This is a genomic window from Aestuariibaculum sp. M13, from assembly GCF_024723255.1.
GTDB classification, from domain to species: Bacteria; Bacteroidota; Bacteroidia; order Flavobacteriales; family Flavobacteriaceae; genus Aestuariibaculum; species Aestuariibaculum lutulentum.
Genome location: NZ_JANIAC010000001.1, coordinates 1,520,351 through 1,537,764, shown reverse-complemented (window position 1 = coordinate 1,537,764; position 17,414 = coordinate 1,520,351). Strand labels below are relative to the sequence as shown.

Here is a 17,414-nt window from a genome sequence, read left to right as displayed (position 1 = left end):
TATTAATTTTTAGTTTCACTAATTAAACGCACTCCGTAAATACCTCCAGCTATCGAGCCTTCTTCTGCTTCAAAATGTACGTTTAATATATCTTTTTCCTTAGTTAAATCACTAGGAATTTCATAGTCTACATCGTAAAACACATTGCCTTTAGAACCATCTAATGTTACCTTGGCTATTCGTGTTTCATTTATTAAAATATTGAAGGATCTACCTGTATCTCCACCAAAATAAGTGACACGTAACGCTTTTGCCTTATGTTCTTTATTTTTCATGTTATAACTGAACCAACCTGACGCATCACGCCAATGGCGGTTTTGATGTACTCCGTTATTAGAACGTTCAGATACTATACCATGGTCAGATTCTGGTTGCTGTTCTCCCGGCGCTACATAATCGATAGTTATCGATCTTAAATACGTTTCGGCTTTTTGCTTTTCTTCAAGAGCCTGCTTCATTTTAGCTAAACTTTCAGGTGTTTCATTCTTGAAATAAATAGCATATCGTTTCTCATGAATTTTATAAAATGGCTGAAGTACCAAATCTTTAAACTGACTTGGCGACGCCATATCTCCAGTTGAAAAGGTTAACGGCTTTCCTTCAACAGGTTTTATATTTTTTAAAATACGTTGAAGATTTTCAGCCACAAACATAGGCGCTTCGGTTAATGGTAAAAACGGGCCATTGGCGATATGTCCGCCACGGCTATCATCGGCGAATAAACCTACCTGATTATCTTCTCCTGTTACCGCAGCCAAAACAATAGGTCCATACTTAACCGACACATAACCTGACTCATCCGGAATTTGCTCCAAACCCAAATGCATAGGCAATTCCATTTCAATATTGTCTCCCTTTTTCCATTTACGTGTTAAGGAAATATAGTGTCCCGGTTGGGTTTCAATCTCTATTAACTTTTTATTGATGAATAATTTTAACTCGCCCGGTTTTACCCAAGTGGGATGGCGCAATTTTAAAGTGGCATTTGTTTTCTTTTTACTTTGCCAAACCAGTTGCGATTTAGCCTCTTCCGGGAAGTTTGTATTTTGTGTTAATGTTGCTTGTTTTTCTTTCCAGTTAACTTTTGATGGAATAAACAGATTCACATAAAGTGTATCTTCTTTTTTGGCATAAATAAGTTCGTTATACTTGGTATGATTTTCTAAACCAGACCCAACACAACACCAAAAACTGGTTTCCGGTTGTGAATACACACGATAATGTCCCGGACGCATCGGTGTAAAATAGACAAAACCACCATTAGGATTTTGTGAAGATAAAATATGGTTATATAGTCCTCTTTCGTAAAATTCAATGTATTTATTTTCTCCTGTGTCTTCAAACAACAGCTTGCTTAATTTAAGCATATTGTAGGTGTTACAGGTCTCAGGACCTTGCTCGCCTGCTAAAACGGAACTAAAATCATCTATAGGGTTGAAATGCTCACGCACGCTATTTCCACCAATACTTAGCGAACGATGTTGAGTAACATTATTATAAAAATGTAATGCCGAATTGTGATAAATTGAATCGTGACTTAACTGACTAATTCTTTCAAAACCAATAAACTTAGGAATTTGCGTATTGGCATGCATTCCAGTAAGGATATCTTTATTTTCAGCCAACGGATTTAACAATGCCTTTTCGGAAAAACGCTTTGCCAATTCTAAATAGGTTTTATCATCTGTAATCTTATAAACCTCAGCAAAGACTTCGTTTAATCCACCATGTTCCGAACGTAACATATCCTGAACCTGAGCTTCGGATAAATCCTTAGTAACGTCAATAAACCAATCGGTTAATTTAATAAGCATCACTTTTGCCTCTTCTTTACCAACATGCACCCAAGCATCTTTTAATCCTGCAAAAGTTTTATGAATATTATAAAGCGGTACCCATTTGTTATTTAAGCTAAAACTTCCTGCTTCAATTTTTCCAGATTTAATTTCCTGCCATAAGTCTGAACTTCCTGGAATACCTCCAATATACCCATTACCATTTGATTCCTGAACACCTTGTAATTCAGAAAGCGTGTAATCCAGTAACTCTTCGGCTTTAGCATCGTTAGTTGATGCCAAATACATAGACAATGCCGATACATAATGCCCAAGAATATGTCCATCTAACCCTGTATTTTCCCAATTGGTATAAGACGTCGCTTTTGGTTCTAATCCGGCTTCTCGTAAAAAAGGCGCTAATAATCGGTCTGCATTAAGTTTTTGAATGTAGTTAAAATCGGTTTCTGAGGCTTGTTTAAAAACACCTGAAGTTACACTCACCTGATTTAAAGGGAATACCTCGACCTGCTTCTGTGCCTGAGAAAACAAAGTACTTAATACCAGTAATTTTCCGATTAACTTTTGCATGTCTATTCTAATTTTGTCTTTAAACTCGGCCAGCCAGCTTCGTCCCAGATTAACTCACCAACCTTAAGCTTTGGTGAACCATTATCGTTTGCATCATAGGCATGGAAAAACATATAATCCTTACCATTAAATGTATAGGTGCTATTATGTCCTGCACCATACCAGTTTTTATTCCCTTCAACTAGTAAAGTTCCGCCACCTTCAAAAAGTGACTTTCCTGCTTTATCTAAATAAGGTCCTGTGGCGTTTTTAGAACGGCCAACCACGACTTTGTAGGTACTTTTTTCACCTCGACAACATAAATCCCAGGACAGAAATAAATAATAATAATCATTCTTTTTGAAAATAAATGGCGCCTCTAAGGCGGCATCACCCGGATTTGTGTCGGACAATTCGAAAGAACGTTCACGTCTGGCAATAGTGTGCCATTGCTGAGGTTCTGCAATTGATAATAAATCCGGATTTAACTTTACCATTTTTAAACCATCCCAAAACGACCCAAAAGACAACCACGGTGTATTGTCTTCATCAAAAATTAAATTCGGATCGATGGCATTCCATAAATCGCGATTAGGTACCGATTGAATAACAATACCATGATCTATCCATTTATAATTTTCATCGGAAGGATTTAACGTGGTGTTTGTAGCAACGCCAATAGCCGAAGTGTTTTTTGCAAAGGCAGACACCGAATAATACAAGTAATAAGTTCCGTTATAAAACGAAATGTCGGGTGCCCAGATATGATTTTTAAAATCTTGAACCACCTGATCTGTCCAATCTGGTTTTTCAGGAAATACCGAAGGTTCCTTTTTCCAGTTTTTTAAATCTTTTGAACTAAAACAGCTAATGCCTCGACCTGTACAATACAAATAAAACGTATCACCCTGCTGAATCACTACTGGATCGTGTACACGAATGTCCTGCGCAAACGTCAGCATTCCGAAGAACAATACTATTAGACTTAATTTTGATGCAAGTGATTTCATAATAATCTTTTATTCCTGAATACCTTCGGAAGTCATAATAACGCGTTTCATCGTACCGTCTTCATTATAATACAAACGATCTACACAAACAGAACGTCTAAAACTTCCACCATGTGTTGGAATGCTTCCGTTATGATAAATGAAATAATCCTTCCCTTTAAATTCAATAATCGCCTGATGATTCGTGTTACTGTTTCCGGCTACTTCGTTTAAAATCCCTTTAAATTCCCAATGACCAGTGATAGATTTACTCATAGCATAGGCTATTTTTTCTGGAAATTGGTACGCATAAGATAAGTAATACCAATCGCCTTTTTTATGGATCCAAGGTGCCTCGGTAAAGTTTGGTAAATCGACCGTCATAATCGGGCCGTCTAGTTCAACCATATTTGGTTTAAGCTTGGCATATTTACAAACCGTATTTCCCCAAAACAGATACGCCTGACCATCATCATCCACCCAAACTGTTGGATCGATATCGTCCCAGCTAATTTTAGTTTGCGTGGTCATATCGTTTGTAATTAGGGCCTTTCCAATGGCATCTACAAAAGGCCCGGTAGGACTGTCTGACACTGCCACACCAATAGCTTTTCCGTGAATACTACCGTGCTCGACTGTTACATACCAATAAAATTTCCCGTTATGTTCAATAACCTGCGAGGCCCAAGCCTCACCGGAAGCCCATTTAAAATCTGTAGGTTTTAAAGGCACAGGATGTTCCTGCCAATGTACCATATCTGAAGATGAATACACCAGCCATTCGTGCATGCGATAGGCATTAACATCGTTTGGTGCCTGATCATGACCTGCATATAAATACACTTTATCATTGTGTACAATAGCCGCAGCGTCAGCGGTATATTTTTCTGTGATAATCGGGTTATTAAACTTCTCTACGGCTTGCATAGCTTCCGAAGTTTTTGACGACTTACAAGACACGGTTAAGGCTAAAAGCCCGCTTAAACATACATAAGTTAATTTCATTCTCAATTTCGTTTTGTGTTGGTCATTGATTTATATTTTCTTACCCCATACTGGCAATCCTCCACCAGTAAGTCCAGAATAAGTAATAGTCACTTTTCTGGTACTTGCTTCCCAGTCCCAGGCATCTTTCACTTTACATTTCACTCCATTAATGGTTAATGTTTTCGTCGAACTATCATAAGACCATGTCCCTGAAACGCCCCCGGTTACTTTTTTATCGGCTGTGAGGTTTATGGTTTTTGATGTCTGAATAGTTTTATACTGATAATTCATTTCTATATGTTCCCAAGAGCCAATAAAAGAAGCTTCAGTAATCTCTGTTGTTGGTACACCAGCATAACGTTCTGGTGCAATAACCGGCCAACCATCGTCAGTCCATTGAATTTCACGTACATGTCCCATCATAATCGCATTGGAAACGGCTATACCTGGAACATTTTCAGGTAATCGTCCCTGTGACGCATAAAACCATTCCTGCGTATCAGGATTTTGAAACACGGCATTATGTGAGAATCCAACCCACCCCGTATGATTTTTAAAACCATAAGGATGCGTTATCATTGGATAACAATCTGCACCAGCCGAAACATCTGCTCCATTAATTCCCAAATAAGGTCCAGTAATAGTTTTAGAACGTGCAACTCGGGTGTTATAAGCAACCGATAATTCATCGTAAGCCATGAACAAATAGTAATAATCAGTATCCGGATTATATAGAATTTCAGAGCCTTCTGAAGCTTGCCAACGGCTACTACCACGCTTGGCTATGGTAACACCATAATCTTCTAAAGCGTCCAATTTATCAGGTTTACCGGTTTCTGGATTCAGCTTTAAAGCTGCAATGCCTGAATGCCATGACCCGTATATTAAATACTGTTCATTTTGTGGGGTTTCAATAAATGTTGGATCGATAGCATTGAATTTAAAATACCCACTCCAATCATTTCCACTGGTTCTGGTATAGGTTTCCAAGCCATCTGCCACAGAGCAAACGACCATCCCTTTATCTGTCCAGATATTCGATGCCAAATCATTGGTTTCCATTAAACCAATAAACGCACGCTCTGTCCATGAGGTATTAAAATCACTTCCAACAATAGGCTCAATAACCACGATACTATAATACATTCTGAATTTATCGCCTACTTTTCTAACACACGGCGCCCAATAACCATACTCTGGATTTTCAATGGGTGGTAAAGCCGGATCCATTTTAGCACGCATGCTATTTAAAGTATCCTTTACCCAAACAGGAGCTGAAGTCATCGTACTACCTCGATATTCCCAATTTACTAAATCTTTCGATCTTCTGTGATGAAAATGACCGTGACCGTCATGTGCGTTACCATAAGAGGCATCGGTTTGATACATGTAATAATACTCACCATCTTTTACCACCGATGGGTCATGTACATTTGCCAAATTCCATTGGGAACGACTACTCCACGAAGCTATCGACGAATAATTGTCAGAATATGTTGGTCCGTTAAATGTTTCAACTACAGGAGGTTCATAACCACACTCAACAGCATTTTCTACCGAACCTGTATAGGTTCCTCCATTACCATCGGCATAGGTTATAATTTGTGTAGTTCCGTTACATTCTTTACTAATAACTGTCCCTGCTTTTTCAAAGTTTTCGCTATCATCCTTAGAACAGCTCATTATCGTTAAAGCCACTAAAAATAGAATTCTTAGAGCTTCAACCTTAAATGTTTCACACCTTTTCATAAGCTTGAGTATTATTTTCCCTCTAGCATCACAACAGAGAAAGGAGGAATGGTTACAGTAAGCTTATTCTTTTTTAATTTGAAATCTTTGAAGTCTTCAACCTTAACTGTTGAAGGATTATCAAATGTATTATGGTCTTGCAGTTTTTTAGAGACTACAATATTCGCCGTAAAATCTTTTACATCTAAATTAGTACAATCAATTTCTATGATGTTTTCTTTTTTAGAATCGATATTTACCAGTGAAATATGCACTAATCCGTCTTTATCTTTTGAAGCTGAAGCTGAAATAGCAGGAAGTGATTCTCCGTTAAAAGTATACTTTGGTGACTCGAATGAAAGTGGTAACAATTTCGCATCCTGATGCGCTGTATACATTTTCATAACGTGATATGTTGGCGTTAGCAACATCTTTTCATCCTTGGTTAAAATCACCGCCTGTAATACATTAACCGCTTGCGCCAGATTAGCCATTTTAATTCTGTCTGCTCTTTCATGAAGCATATTTAATGTTAACCCCGCAATCATGGCATCACGCATAGAATTTTGCTGATAGGCAAATCCTGGATTTGTACCTTCTTCAACGGCATACCAGCTTCCCCATTCATCAACCACTAAAGCCACCCGTTTTTTAGGATCATATTTATCCATGATGGCAATATGATTATCTAAAATTTCGCTGGTTTTTAAACAGGTTTTCATGATTGAGAAATAATCAGACTCATCAAATTTTGTTGCCGAGCCTGACGGTGGCCATCCTGTACGTGTATAATAATGTACTGAAATTCCCCACATCATGTGATGTGGTACATCTCTCATCATTACTTCGGTCCAGCGGTAATTATCAGCATCGGCACCCGAAGCAATTCTTTTAATATCTATTCCAGGATAGTTTCTGGCATACGTGGCATATTGTCTGTACAGATTAGCAAAATACTCTGGTGTCATGTTACCACCGCAACCCCAACTTTCATTTCCAATACCCCAGTATTTCACACGCCAAGGTTCTTCTTGCCCGTTCGCTTTTCTCCATTGCGCCATGCTTGTATTACCATCGTAATTACAATACTCGACCCAATCGTTCAATTCTTCAACCGTTCCACTACCTACATTTCCAGCAAGGTAAGGCTCAGCACCAAGCAACTCACAAAGTTCTAAAAACTCATGAGTTCCAAAGCTATTATCCTCTTCAACCATACCCCAATGGGTATTTACAATAACAGGTCTGTCTGCTTTAGGGCCAACGCCATCCTTCCAATGATATTCGTCGGCAAAACAACCACCCGGCCAACGTAAATTAGGAATCTTTAATCCTTTAAGCGCTTCAACAATGTCGTTTCTAATTCCATTTGTATTTGGTATGTCACTATCTTCTCCTACATAAAAACCATCGTAAACAGAGCGCCCTAAGTGCTCGGCAAAATGCCCGTAAATATGTTTGCTAATTACTGGGGCATTATCATCCACCTGAATGGTTATAGAAGTTGTATTATCTTGCGCATTTAAACCCGATGTAGCCATTACAAATAAAGCTAGGGGTTTTAATAGTTTAGTTTTTAAAGCTGTCATTAGTTGTTGGTATAAATTTTATACATTTCTCTCTACAAACACATTAAGTGTTTAATGTACACTTACAAATAAATCAAAAAAAGTTAATATATCCAAGACTGAGAGGCAAATAACTGTAACATTAACATTTATAAATTAATATTTTATATGTACCTGTGTATTGATATGTGTACTTTATTAAAAATCATATGGCAAGTCTCAACCTTACTTGCCATATGAAAATTAACTAACTCAAATATTAAGTCCTACACAGGTTTAGTATCCTAAGTTTTGTGTTGTTCCCGGGTTATTATCAATTTCTAACTGAGGAATCGGGAAAAACTCTCTTCCTTCAGAATATGTGGCATACTCGGCATCTCTAGACTTTAACCAATTTAATTTATTAGTGTCTTCTAACCATCCCCAACGACGAATATCATCGAAACGGTGGCCTTCTAAAGCAAACTCTAAAAAGCGTTCGTGACCAATTTGCTCACGCATTTCTGCCTGGCTCATTCCTGGTTTTGTAACACTTAAATCCGGCAGATTTACACGATCTCTAACCTCTTGAATATAGGTATATGCTGATGCCGTAGCTCCGGTTTCATTTAAGGTTTCGGCATACATTAACAACACATCAGAATATCGCATTAAACGCTCGTTAATTCCTGAACGCCAATCGTATTCATTAGCATATTCTCCATCCGAATTTTGATATTTTCTACAGAATAAATCATTTAAATCTGATGGATTATTACCATAAAATGTTGCAAAATCCTGCCCGTACAACATCATACCTCCTGGTTTATTATAAAACATTGTGGCATCTAATCTTGGATCGACTTCTCCTCCTATGGTAGCCTCTTCATGAAATTCATTAAATAACGTCCATGTAGGCTGTACATCGGTCCAACCAAAAGCTCTAGGTCCGTAAGTAATCGCTCTAGCTGATGTTTTCCCCCAACCTGATTGTGGCGCACCACCCCAGCCTAAGTCTACACCGCCAGCTTCACGACTAAACTGAACCTCGAAAACAGATTCTGAATTGTTTTCATTTTTATCGGTGAAATTATCGCGGTAGTTAGATACTAATGCATATACATTTAAATCAATCACCGCTTTAAAAGCATCTCTTGCATTAGTAAAATCCTGTGTAAACAAATATGCTTTTCCTAAATAGGCTAAAGCTGCCCCTTTGGTTGCACGTCCCACTTCACCTAAATCTAAACCAGAAATGCCGCTGGTATATGACACAGGCAACATATCTGCAGCCATTTTAAAATCTTCGATAACCTGAGCCCAACCTTCAGCTTCGGTCTTTTGCGGATAAAAAGCTGCTAACTCAACAGGAACCGGTACATTTTTAAACATATTTACAGCATGGAATAAATATAAGCCTCTTAAAAAGTAAGCCTGACCTAAAATTCTGTTTTTTAATGCTTCATTTTCCATCGCAATTCCAGGTACTTTATCTAACACTTGGTTAGCACGATAAATGCCTTGATAATAGGTTTCGTAAGCCCATCCATAAATGGCGGCATCTGCTACGTTTGAATTAAATCGCCCTACGTTGTACATCGCTCCCCATGGGCTATTACTTCTACAATCGTCTCCTTTTAAATCTAATAATAAAGGCGTACTTCTCATATAGGTTCCGTCGGTAAGGAAACTACCGTAAGCTGCATTTACACCTTGAAGTGCATCTTGGTCATCGGCCCAAAACGAATCTACTGCATCGTTATTTGGATCTACTTGTATTAAATCATCCTCTGCCACACAACTGCTAATCACGATTGATAAGGAAAGGAAAAGTGATACATATTTAAACTTTATATATTTCATTTTAATTTCTTTTTTAATTATTAATTACTCCTTAAAAACCTACTTGAACACCTAAAGAAATCGTTCTTGGGTTCGGAAAAGACCCTCCATCATAACCTCTGGAGAATAAGCCATCATTACTATTAAAATCGGGATCGTAACCACAATAATTACTAATAGTAAATACGTTTTGAGCATTAATATATACTTTCGCTTCCTGTAAAACACCATTCGCTCCAACCGGGATTTTATACCCTAATTCTATATTCTGAAGTTTCAAATAATCGGCATTTTCAACAAAGCGGTTAGAATCTCTAAGATTTGCATTCGGATCACCAATTATTGGGCGAGGTACATTAGTATCTGTATTGGTTGGTGTCCAGTAATTCAACATATCAGTATGATGATTGGTATATTGCCCAATCATTAAATTACGATATAGCCCGTTGAAAGCTTTATGTCCTCCCGCTCCCTGGAAGAAGAATGATAAATCGAAATTTTTATAATTACAGCTAAAGTTTAATCCGTAGCTGTATTTTGGAATGGTAACACCCTGATAGGTTCTATCCTGATCGTTAATAATGCCATCGGCTGCGTCAGGTATACCATCGCCATCGGTATCAACGGTTAATTGATCTTTAAATTTAATATCACCGGCCGCAGCACCAATTTGTGTTGGTGAGCTTGCTACCTCCTCGGCAGATTGAAAAATTCCATCAGTCTCATAAGCAAAAATTTCTCCTATAGATCGTCCGACTTCGGTTTTTGAAGCAGCCCCATATATTGGGTTTCCATCAAGACCTATTTGTAACACTTCATTTTTCAGGGTTCCTAAATTGGCCGAAATGTTATACTGAAATTCACGAGCATTGTTACTGTATGAGGCTGTAAATTCGAATCCTTTATTCTCTACAGCTCCAGCATTTGTGGTGATACTCGCTGGAAATGCCCCAGTTGAATATGGTAATGGAACTCCAATTAATAAATCGGTAGATTTTTTCACGTAATACTCTCCAGTAACCTGCAATGCGTTTTTAAAAAACCCTAATTCAACAGCTGCATTGGTAGTTTTTGTAATCTCCCAGTGCACATCCGGATCTAACGAACTTACAACAGTTGTTCCCGGTGCTAATTCGTTATTAAAGTTGTAACTCGCAAATTGGTTAGTAGTAGTTGCAAAGAAATATGGAGGAATAGTATTGTTTCCTAACTCACCGTAACCACCTCTTAATTTTACAGTGCTTAACCAATCTGGTAAGGTTATAAAATGCTCGTTACTAAGTTTCCAAGCTCCTGAAAATGAATAGAAATTACCTTTATTGTTTGTCTCACTAAATAATGAAGTTCTATCCTGTCTGAAGTTTGCAGTAATTAAATAACGATCGTCGTACGAATAATTTAATCTGCTTAAATATGAAATTCCAGTAATGGTACTTTCATATTCTCCGGTACTTGTTGCATCGGCATACTCCAAATGACTAATCGTTCCTGGTTCGTAGCCAACTCCTCTGGACCAATGGTTATAATATTCATTGCGTTCCTGAATTAACCCACCTAAAACCGTAATATTATGCTTTCCTAACTCGACATTATAGGTTAACAAGTTATTTAAAAATGTTCTGGTTTGATTTCCTGTAGACACATCTAAAGATGCTTCATCGTTTGTAGTAATATAATACCAACCTAAATCGCTTGGTGGAATAAACGTTCTGTTTTTCCAGTCTAGTCGATCAAAACTGGCATCTAATTTATATTTTAAGCCTTTTACAATCTCTACTTCAGCCCAAACATCGCCAATAAAACGATTTCTTCTGGCCGTATTATCTATTAAGTTATTATACCCAATAGCATTCATGGAGATCGCACGTTGGGTTAAATTATCGGTACCGCCGTAACCCCCTAATCGATTTTCATCATACACCGGCATGGTTGGAATGGCTCCTACGATATCTGAAATTGCCGACTGTCCTGCCAAATATTCATTAAAGTTTTCTTTACCTGAATCGGTATACCCTAACTTAGCTCCATACTTGAATTTTCCTTTTTGACCATTCAAATTCAGATTGGTTGATATTCTTTCGTAGTCCTGTGGAGAATCAACATAACTGCTGTTTTTAAAGTAATCAAGATTTAAATTATACCCTAAACTTTCGGCTCCACCATTGAAACTTACCGAATGGTTTTCTATGTATCCGGTTTTAAAAGCCGCATCCTGCCAATCGGTATTAACATCACTAATATAAGCGGCATTGTTTGGGTCGTTACCCGGCGCAATGCTTAATCCTGCATTCACCTCGGCAGCACTTGTAATATTCTGATAACCTTCCCTATCGGTTACCGACCATGTGTTTGCTACATTTTGAATACCAAATAACGATTTAAGATTAATATTAAATTGTCCTGCTTTTCCTTTTTTGGTTGTGATAATCACAACTCCGTTAGCACCACGAACACCATAAATAGCAGCAGCCGATGCATCTTTTAATACCTGCATAGACTCGATATCTCCAGGAGCAAAATCGAATGGACTGTCTACAATCATTCCATCAATAACAAATAGCGGATTGTTATTACTAAATGAATTAACCCCTCTAATTTTTATATTGACAAATCCACCTGGCTCTCCAGAAGATTGCACTGTTACTCCAGCAACCTGACCTTGTAACATTTTCGCGGCATCATATGTTACTGTCTTTTTAGCTTCATCTACATCTACAACACTTACAGATCCAGTTAAATCTGACTTTTTCTGTGTCCCATAACCAACAACAACAACCTCATCTAATGCTGCTGCATTTTCTCTTAACATGATAGTTAAAGATCTTTTTCCTTCTAAGGATACATCTCTGGTTGTATACCCAACATACGATACTATAAGCACAGCATCAGCATTGGAAACGGTTAAAGTAAACTTCCCGTCAAAATCGGTTTGGGTCCCTGTATTTGTTCCCTTAACAATAATATTTGCTCCCGGCAACGGTAGCCCTGAACCATCTACTACAGAACCTGAAATTTGAATGCCCTGAACGTCATCTAAAATTAGCTCTGCTCTTTTCTTTATAACAATGGTGTTATTCTTAGACACTTCAAAGTTTAAATTATTGGCATCTAAACTTTCGTTAAGCAAATCCTGTATTTTAACCAGTCCCTTTTTTAAATGAACTTTTGGCGTGTTTTTAAATAAATCTTTCGGGTAAATAAAATGATAATCGGTTTGTTCCTTAATTATTTTGAACACCTTGTCTACACTTACTACTTCATCCTTGCTGATAAATACTTCTTCTTGAGCAAAAACGTTAACTGAATTCAAACTGAAAACAGTGGTACATAATAAGAAGATAAATGCTCTCATAATAAACAATAGCAGCCGTTTTCGCGTACGCGAACGGTCCGTAATTAATTTAATTTTCATAATTTAGTTGTTGGATTAGTTAAACATTAGTTTTAATTAATTTAGTTTAGGAGAGACGAAGTTCGATACCGCCAAATGTCAAAACTTCGCTCTCTTTTTTTATTTTAAAATGATGGTCTTATCGTTTATTTGGTAATCGGAAATGATTCCGAAATTTTGAATGGTTTTAAGAATCTCAAGGATATCCTGATTCTTACCTAAAACCCCAATAAATTCTTCCTTTTCAAGAACTTTATTTTCGAAAATTACATCGGTATCATACCATCTGGATAGTACCGTCATAATTTCTTTTAGGTTTTTATTTTCAAAGCTGAAGATACCTTCTCTCCATGAAATTTCATTATACACATCCACTTCATACACTTTAAATGTATTGGTTTGTAAATCGAGGTTGGCCTGCTGACTTGGTTTTAAAAACTCTTTTTTGTCATTAAAACCAACCTCTACTTTACCTTCAACCAAAGTCGTGTATATATTAAATTCTTCCTTATATGCTTTTACATTGAATTCTGTTCCTAAAACCTTAATCTCCTGTTCATTGTTATAAACTTTAAACTTAGAACCTTTATTTTCGGTACTTGGAGACACATCAAAATAAGCTTCACCATAGATTAATTCCACCTTACGTGTATCACCCTCTACAAAACTTACCGGGTATTTTAATTGTGATTCTGAATTTAACCACACTTTAGTACCATCTGAAAGTTCAACATAAAACTGTCCTCCGCGTGGAATGGTTAAATAATTATAAGCGAGTTGTCCCTTTTTCGAATCTGGCCTTTTGTAAACTAAATTTTCACCATCACTATTGGCATTCTCTCCCTCGAACGAAGTCCCTTCTCCTAATTCTACATGCGTACCATCTTCCAGAGTTAATGTTGCCTTATCGGAACCTATTTCAATATTATTTACAATAATTTGAGGAGTTTCATCTGGAGTATAATTTTGTTTGATTAAGAACCCTATGGCTAAGAATGTTACTAAAACAGCCGCCGCCGCATAATACCAATTCATTCTTTTAACTGGTTTTGATATTTTCTTTTTAACCAGTTGCCAATCCGCTTCTTTATCAATTTTACTTGATAATACCTCTCTATTCTCAATGGCTTCCTTATTCGTTAATTCGTTTAGAATATAAGCTCGATCCTCTTCAGAGAAAAGCTCTGTTTTAAGCAACTTTTTTGGAGTCCTATTGTTTAATAAAGACTTTGCAGTCTTGTTTGATAGTTTAAATATTTTATTGAAAACAGACATTTAAAATATGCTTTTTTAACCTAATTATATGCTTATTTAACTATAAGACGATAAAGTTTCTTGGGAGGGTTAAAAAAATTTTACTTTTTTTTAGAAATTAAAAAAAACGCCCTTGGCAAATCATTATAAATTATTGATTTACAATAAAAAGCATCAAATAATTACGGTAGTAATAAAATATTATTCTAAAGCAAAAGAGATAAAAAGAAAGTACTCTTTAAGAATAGGTTTCAACTTTTTATAAGCTATTTTCTTTTGTGCCTTAACTGTATTCACCGAAATATTCAGTTCGTTAGCAATATCCTGATTACTATAATCCTGAATACTTAATAGTAATATTTCGGCGCACTTTTTTGGTAAAGTGGCAATAGCCTGATGTATAATTTTAGAGGTTTCCTGCACAGCAACTTCCCTCATAAAAAAAGGTTCGGTTTCTAATTTTTGAATATCAGCATCACTTAGTTTATTTGTAGACTTGTAGGTTTTACTTTTAAGATAATCCAGGCATTTATTTTTTACAGAAGTGTATAAATATGTTTTAATGCTATTTTCACTTTTAAAGGTAATTTTATCTTCCCATATTTTCACAAAGACATCCTGTACAATATCTTTTGAAAGTTCTAAATCGCCAATATACTTATGGGCAAACAAACACAAAGACATGTACTGATCATCAAAATACGCCTTAAATTCCTTCAAGCTAATGCTATGCATTTACTACAACTATTAATCTGGAAATTAAATTACTTTATTAAAGTTAGACAAGTTTTCTTTAACACGTTTACTTCTTTTCAAAAAAAGAAAGTGTGTTAAAAAGACTTTCAAATATAATTAAAATGCTGAGTGTAATTCTAATTTAAACTTTAGGCATAAAAAAACTCCAAGGCATAACCTTGGAGTTTTGTGGAGAATACCGGGCTCGAACCGGTGACCTTTTGGCTGCCAGCCAAACGCTCTAGCCAACTGAGCTAATCCCCCTCATTTATTTTAGGCCACTTAATACCAATACCGGTATTGAGCTATAAAATTCCTTTTTCAAAATTATATTTTTTTCCCAGGCTTTCACAAAAAATCCGCGTTTACGTCTTACAACGCAAAGCATATCTGGCTGATTGGCTTGAAAATGTTCCAACACACCTTGATAAGTTGTTGCATTTACCGTTTTTGAAGTAGAATCTACCAAGGCTTTTAAATCGTCGTTTAAAACAAAATCGCCTTCACCATAAAACGGTGTTTTCACCAATAATAAATTTACTACCGATTTAAATTGTTCCTTAACCGATTTCAGCGGATTTAATACATCATCCTTTTTAATAATAGCCGACTTCACCGCAAATAAAATATTAGACACCGGCTTAAACTTATAACCTTCAGGAACAATTAAAGCAGGTATTTGCGTATGCTTTATAATTTTACCCGATGTTTTTCCTAAATATACTTCATCACTTATTGACGTTGTACGAGGTTCTATTAAAATTAAATCGATATCACCAACTTTACAAGCCAACTCCAGAGTATCAATTAATTTCCCTTTAAATGTCTTAATAACTATTTCAACATTTTTAGTATCTATTTGAGATACCAAATCTGTTAAATAGGCTTTACTTTCACGTTCAATAATATCATCAACTTTTAGCATTGTTCCTGCTTTTGTGTACACATTATACACTTGCACCACGTATAGCTTCGCGCCAAAAGTCTGAGCAAAATCTACAGCATACTGCAAATTACTTAAGGCATTTGATGACGATCCAACAGGAACCAGAATATTTTTCATATTGATGATTTTTGAAGTTTAAATTTAATATAATTATTGAAAAACGAGCGCAAATGTAAAACATTTTACATCACACTAAACCGAATTATAACATTCCGTTAAGACCAATTATTAATTCATAAATTCTAAACCATTAAAAATTACGACCTTTGCCATTCGTTTACGCTGAAAATTTATGAATCAAAACCTAAGCTTTAAACATATTAATAAACTGGCCATTCCTGCTTTAATTGCCGGAATCTCTGAACCCATTCTCTCTATAACCGATACAGCTATTGTTGGAAACATGGAAGTCAACGCTACCGAATCTCTTGCTGCTGTAGGGATTGTGGGCACTTTTATTTCGATGCTTATTTGGGTTTTAGGCCAAACCAGAAGTGCTATTTCCTCAATCGTATCTCAATATGTTGGTGCCAATAAGGTAGAAAAAATTAAAAACCTTCCGGCGCAGGCGATATTCATAATCACATCGCTTAGCATCATTATAATCATAACAACGTTTCCTTTTACAAACACCATTTTCAAACTCTATAACGCCTCCGGCTTAATTTTAGATTATACAGCAGAATACTACAAAATTAGAGTCTTCGGATTTCCATTTACCTTATTTTCTATTGCTGTGTTCGGCACCTTCAGAGGTTTACAAAATACCTATTACCCCATGATTATTGCCATAGTCGGAGCTTTAACCAATATAGTATTAGATGTCGTTCTGGTATTTGGTATTAATGGAATCATTCCTGCTATGAATATTAAAGGTGCTGCTTACGCCAGTCTTATTTCTCAAGGCATCATGGCTATATTTTCGGCGTATTACCTGTTAAAGAAAACCGACATTCCTTTAAAGCTAAGTTTTCCTTTTAACCATGAAATCAAAAGGTTCATTATTATGATTCTTAATTTATTCGTGAGAACCCTCGCGCTTAACGCCACACTTTATTTTGCCACAAGATTTGCAACGAGTTACGGAACGGCTTATATCGCGGCTTATACCATTGCCATAAACCTATGGTTCTTTGGTGCGTTTTTTATAGATGGTTATGCCAGTGCAGGCAATATATTATCAGGAAAACTTTATGGTGGTAAAAATTATAAAGATCTTATGACTTTAAGCAATAAACTTATTCGTTATGGTGTTGTCGTTGGTATTATCCTGGGCATCATCGGAGGAATAGGTTACTACCCATTAGGCCATTTATTCTCAAAGGATCCTGAAGTTTTAAACTTGTTTTATAATTCCTTTTGGATTGTACTCATCATGCAACCCTTTTGTGCATTAGCCTTTATTTTTGACGGGATGTTTAAAGGACTTGGTATGATGAAATATTTAAGAAATATCCTCTTATTTTCCACTTTCATCGTCTTTATTCCTATTCTGTTCTTATTCGACAATTTAGGCTATAAACTTCATGCTATTTTTATAGCCATGACCTTTTGGATTATCTCCAGAGGGTTTCCGCTTATTCTCTTTTTCAGAAAAAAGTTCCTGACCCTGTCTCAAAACTCTTAAATTTGTTCAACAATCAATAATTT

Annotated in this window: 11 protein-coding genes and 1 tRNA gene; 1 reads left to right on the top strand and 11 read right to left on the bottom strand. The window is 36.3% G+C overall.

Going from position 1 to position 17,414, the window contains the following annotated elements; all coding sequences use genetic code 11:
- Positions 1-2 precede the first annotated feature (2 nt).
- The 11 genes from NO995_RS06655 to NO995_RS06605 all read right to left on the bottom strand — a co-directional run bounded on the left by NO995_RS06655 (position 3) and on the right by NO995_RS06605 (position 15,881).
- Complete coding sequence (locus NO995_RS06655; RefSeq protein ID WP_258226795.1) at positions 3-2,366, bottom strand: glycoside hydrolase family 127 protein; 2,364 nt, start codon at positions 2,364-2,366, stop codon at positions 3-5.
- A 2-nt stretch (positions 2,367-2,368) separates the two neighbouring features.
- On the bottom strand, positions 2,369-3,355 hold the full coding sequence (locus NO995_RS06650) for an arabinan endo-1,5-alpha-L-arabinosidase (RefSeq protein ID WP_258226794.1): 987 nt from the start codon (positions 3,353-3,355) through the stop codon (positions 2,369-2,371).
- Between the two features lie 9 nt (positions 3,356-3,364).
- Complete coding sequence (locus NO995_RS06645; protein ID WP_258226793.1) at positions 3,365-4,339, bottom strand: glycoside hydrolase family 43 protein; 975 nt, start codon at positions 4,337-4,339, stop codon at positions 3,365-3,367.
- A gap of 30 nt (positions 4,340-4,369) precedes the next feature.
- On the bottom strand, positions 4,370-6,070 hold the full coding sequence (locus NO995_RS06640; RefSeq protein WP_258226792.1) for an arabinan endo-1,5-alpha-L-arabinosidase: 1,701 nt from the start codon (positions 6,068-6,070) through the stop codon (positions 4,370-4,372).
- Positions 6,071-6,081: 11 nt separating this feature from the next.
- Positions 6,082-7,638, bottom strand: a complete 1,557-nt coding sequence (locus tag NO995_RS06635) for an alpha-N-arabinofuranosidase (protein WP_258226791.1) — start codon at positions 7,636-7,638, stop codon at positions 6,082-6,084.
- A gap of 255 nt (positions 7,639-7,893) precedes the next feature.
- A complete protein-coding gene (locus tag NO995_RS06630; RefSeq protein ID WP_258226790.1) occupies positions 7,894-9,459 on the bottom strand; it encodes a RagB/SusD family nutrient uptake outer membrane protein in 1,566 nt (521 codons plus the stop codon).
- A 31-nt stretch (positions 9,460-9,490) separates the two neighbouring features.
- A complete protein-coding gene (locus NO995_RS06625) occupies positions 9,491-12,850 on the bottom strand; it encodes a TonB-dependent receptor (RefSeq protein ID WP_258226789.1) in 3,360 nt (1,119 codons plus the stop codon).
- A 99-nt stretch (positions 12,851-12,949) separates the two neighbouring features.
- On the bottom strand, positions 12,950-14,104 hold the full coding sequence (locus NO995_RS06620; protein WP_258226788.1) for a FecR family protein: 1,155 nt from the start codon (positions 14,102-14,104) through the stop codon (positions 12,950-12,952).
- A gap of 180 nt (positions 14,105-14,284) precedes the next feature.
- A complete protein-coding gene (locus NO995_RS06615) occupies positions 14,285-14,818 on the bottom strand; it encodes an RNA polymerase sigma-70 factor (protein ID WP_240572576.1) in 534 nt (177 codons plus the stop codon).
- A gap of 190 nt (positions 14,819-15,008) precedes the next feature.
- Positions 15,009-15,082: transfer RNA gene (locus tag NO995_RS06610), tRNA-Ala, on the bottom strand.
- A 4-nt stretch (positions 15,083-15,086) separates the two neighbouring features.
- Positions 15,087-15,881 carry a universal stress protein gene (locus tag NO995_RS06605; RefSeq protein WP_258226787.1) on the bottom strand — a complete coding sequence of 265 codons (795 nt, stop codon included), beginning with the start codon at positions 15,879-15,881 and terminating at the stop codon, positions 15,087-15,089.
- Positions 15,882-16,056: 175 nt separating this feature from the next.
- On the opposite strand from NO995_RS06605, the gene NO995_RS06600 reads away from it, so the two are divergent.
- Positions 16,057-17,391, top strand: coding sequence for an MATE family efflux transporter (locus tag NO995_RS06600; protein WP_258226786.1), 1,335 nt, complete (start codon positions 16,057-16,059; stop codon positions 17,389-17,391).
- Positions 17,392-17,414 lie beyond the last annotated feature (23 nt).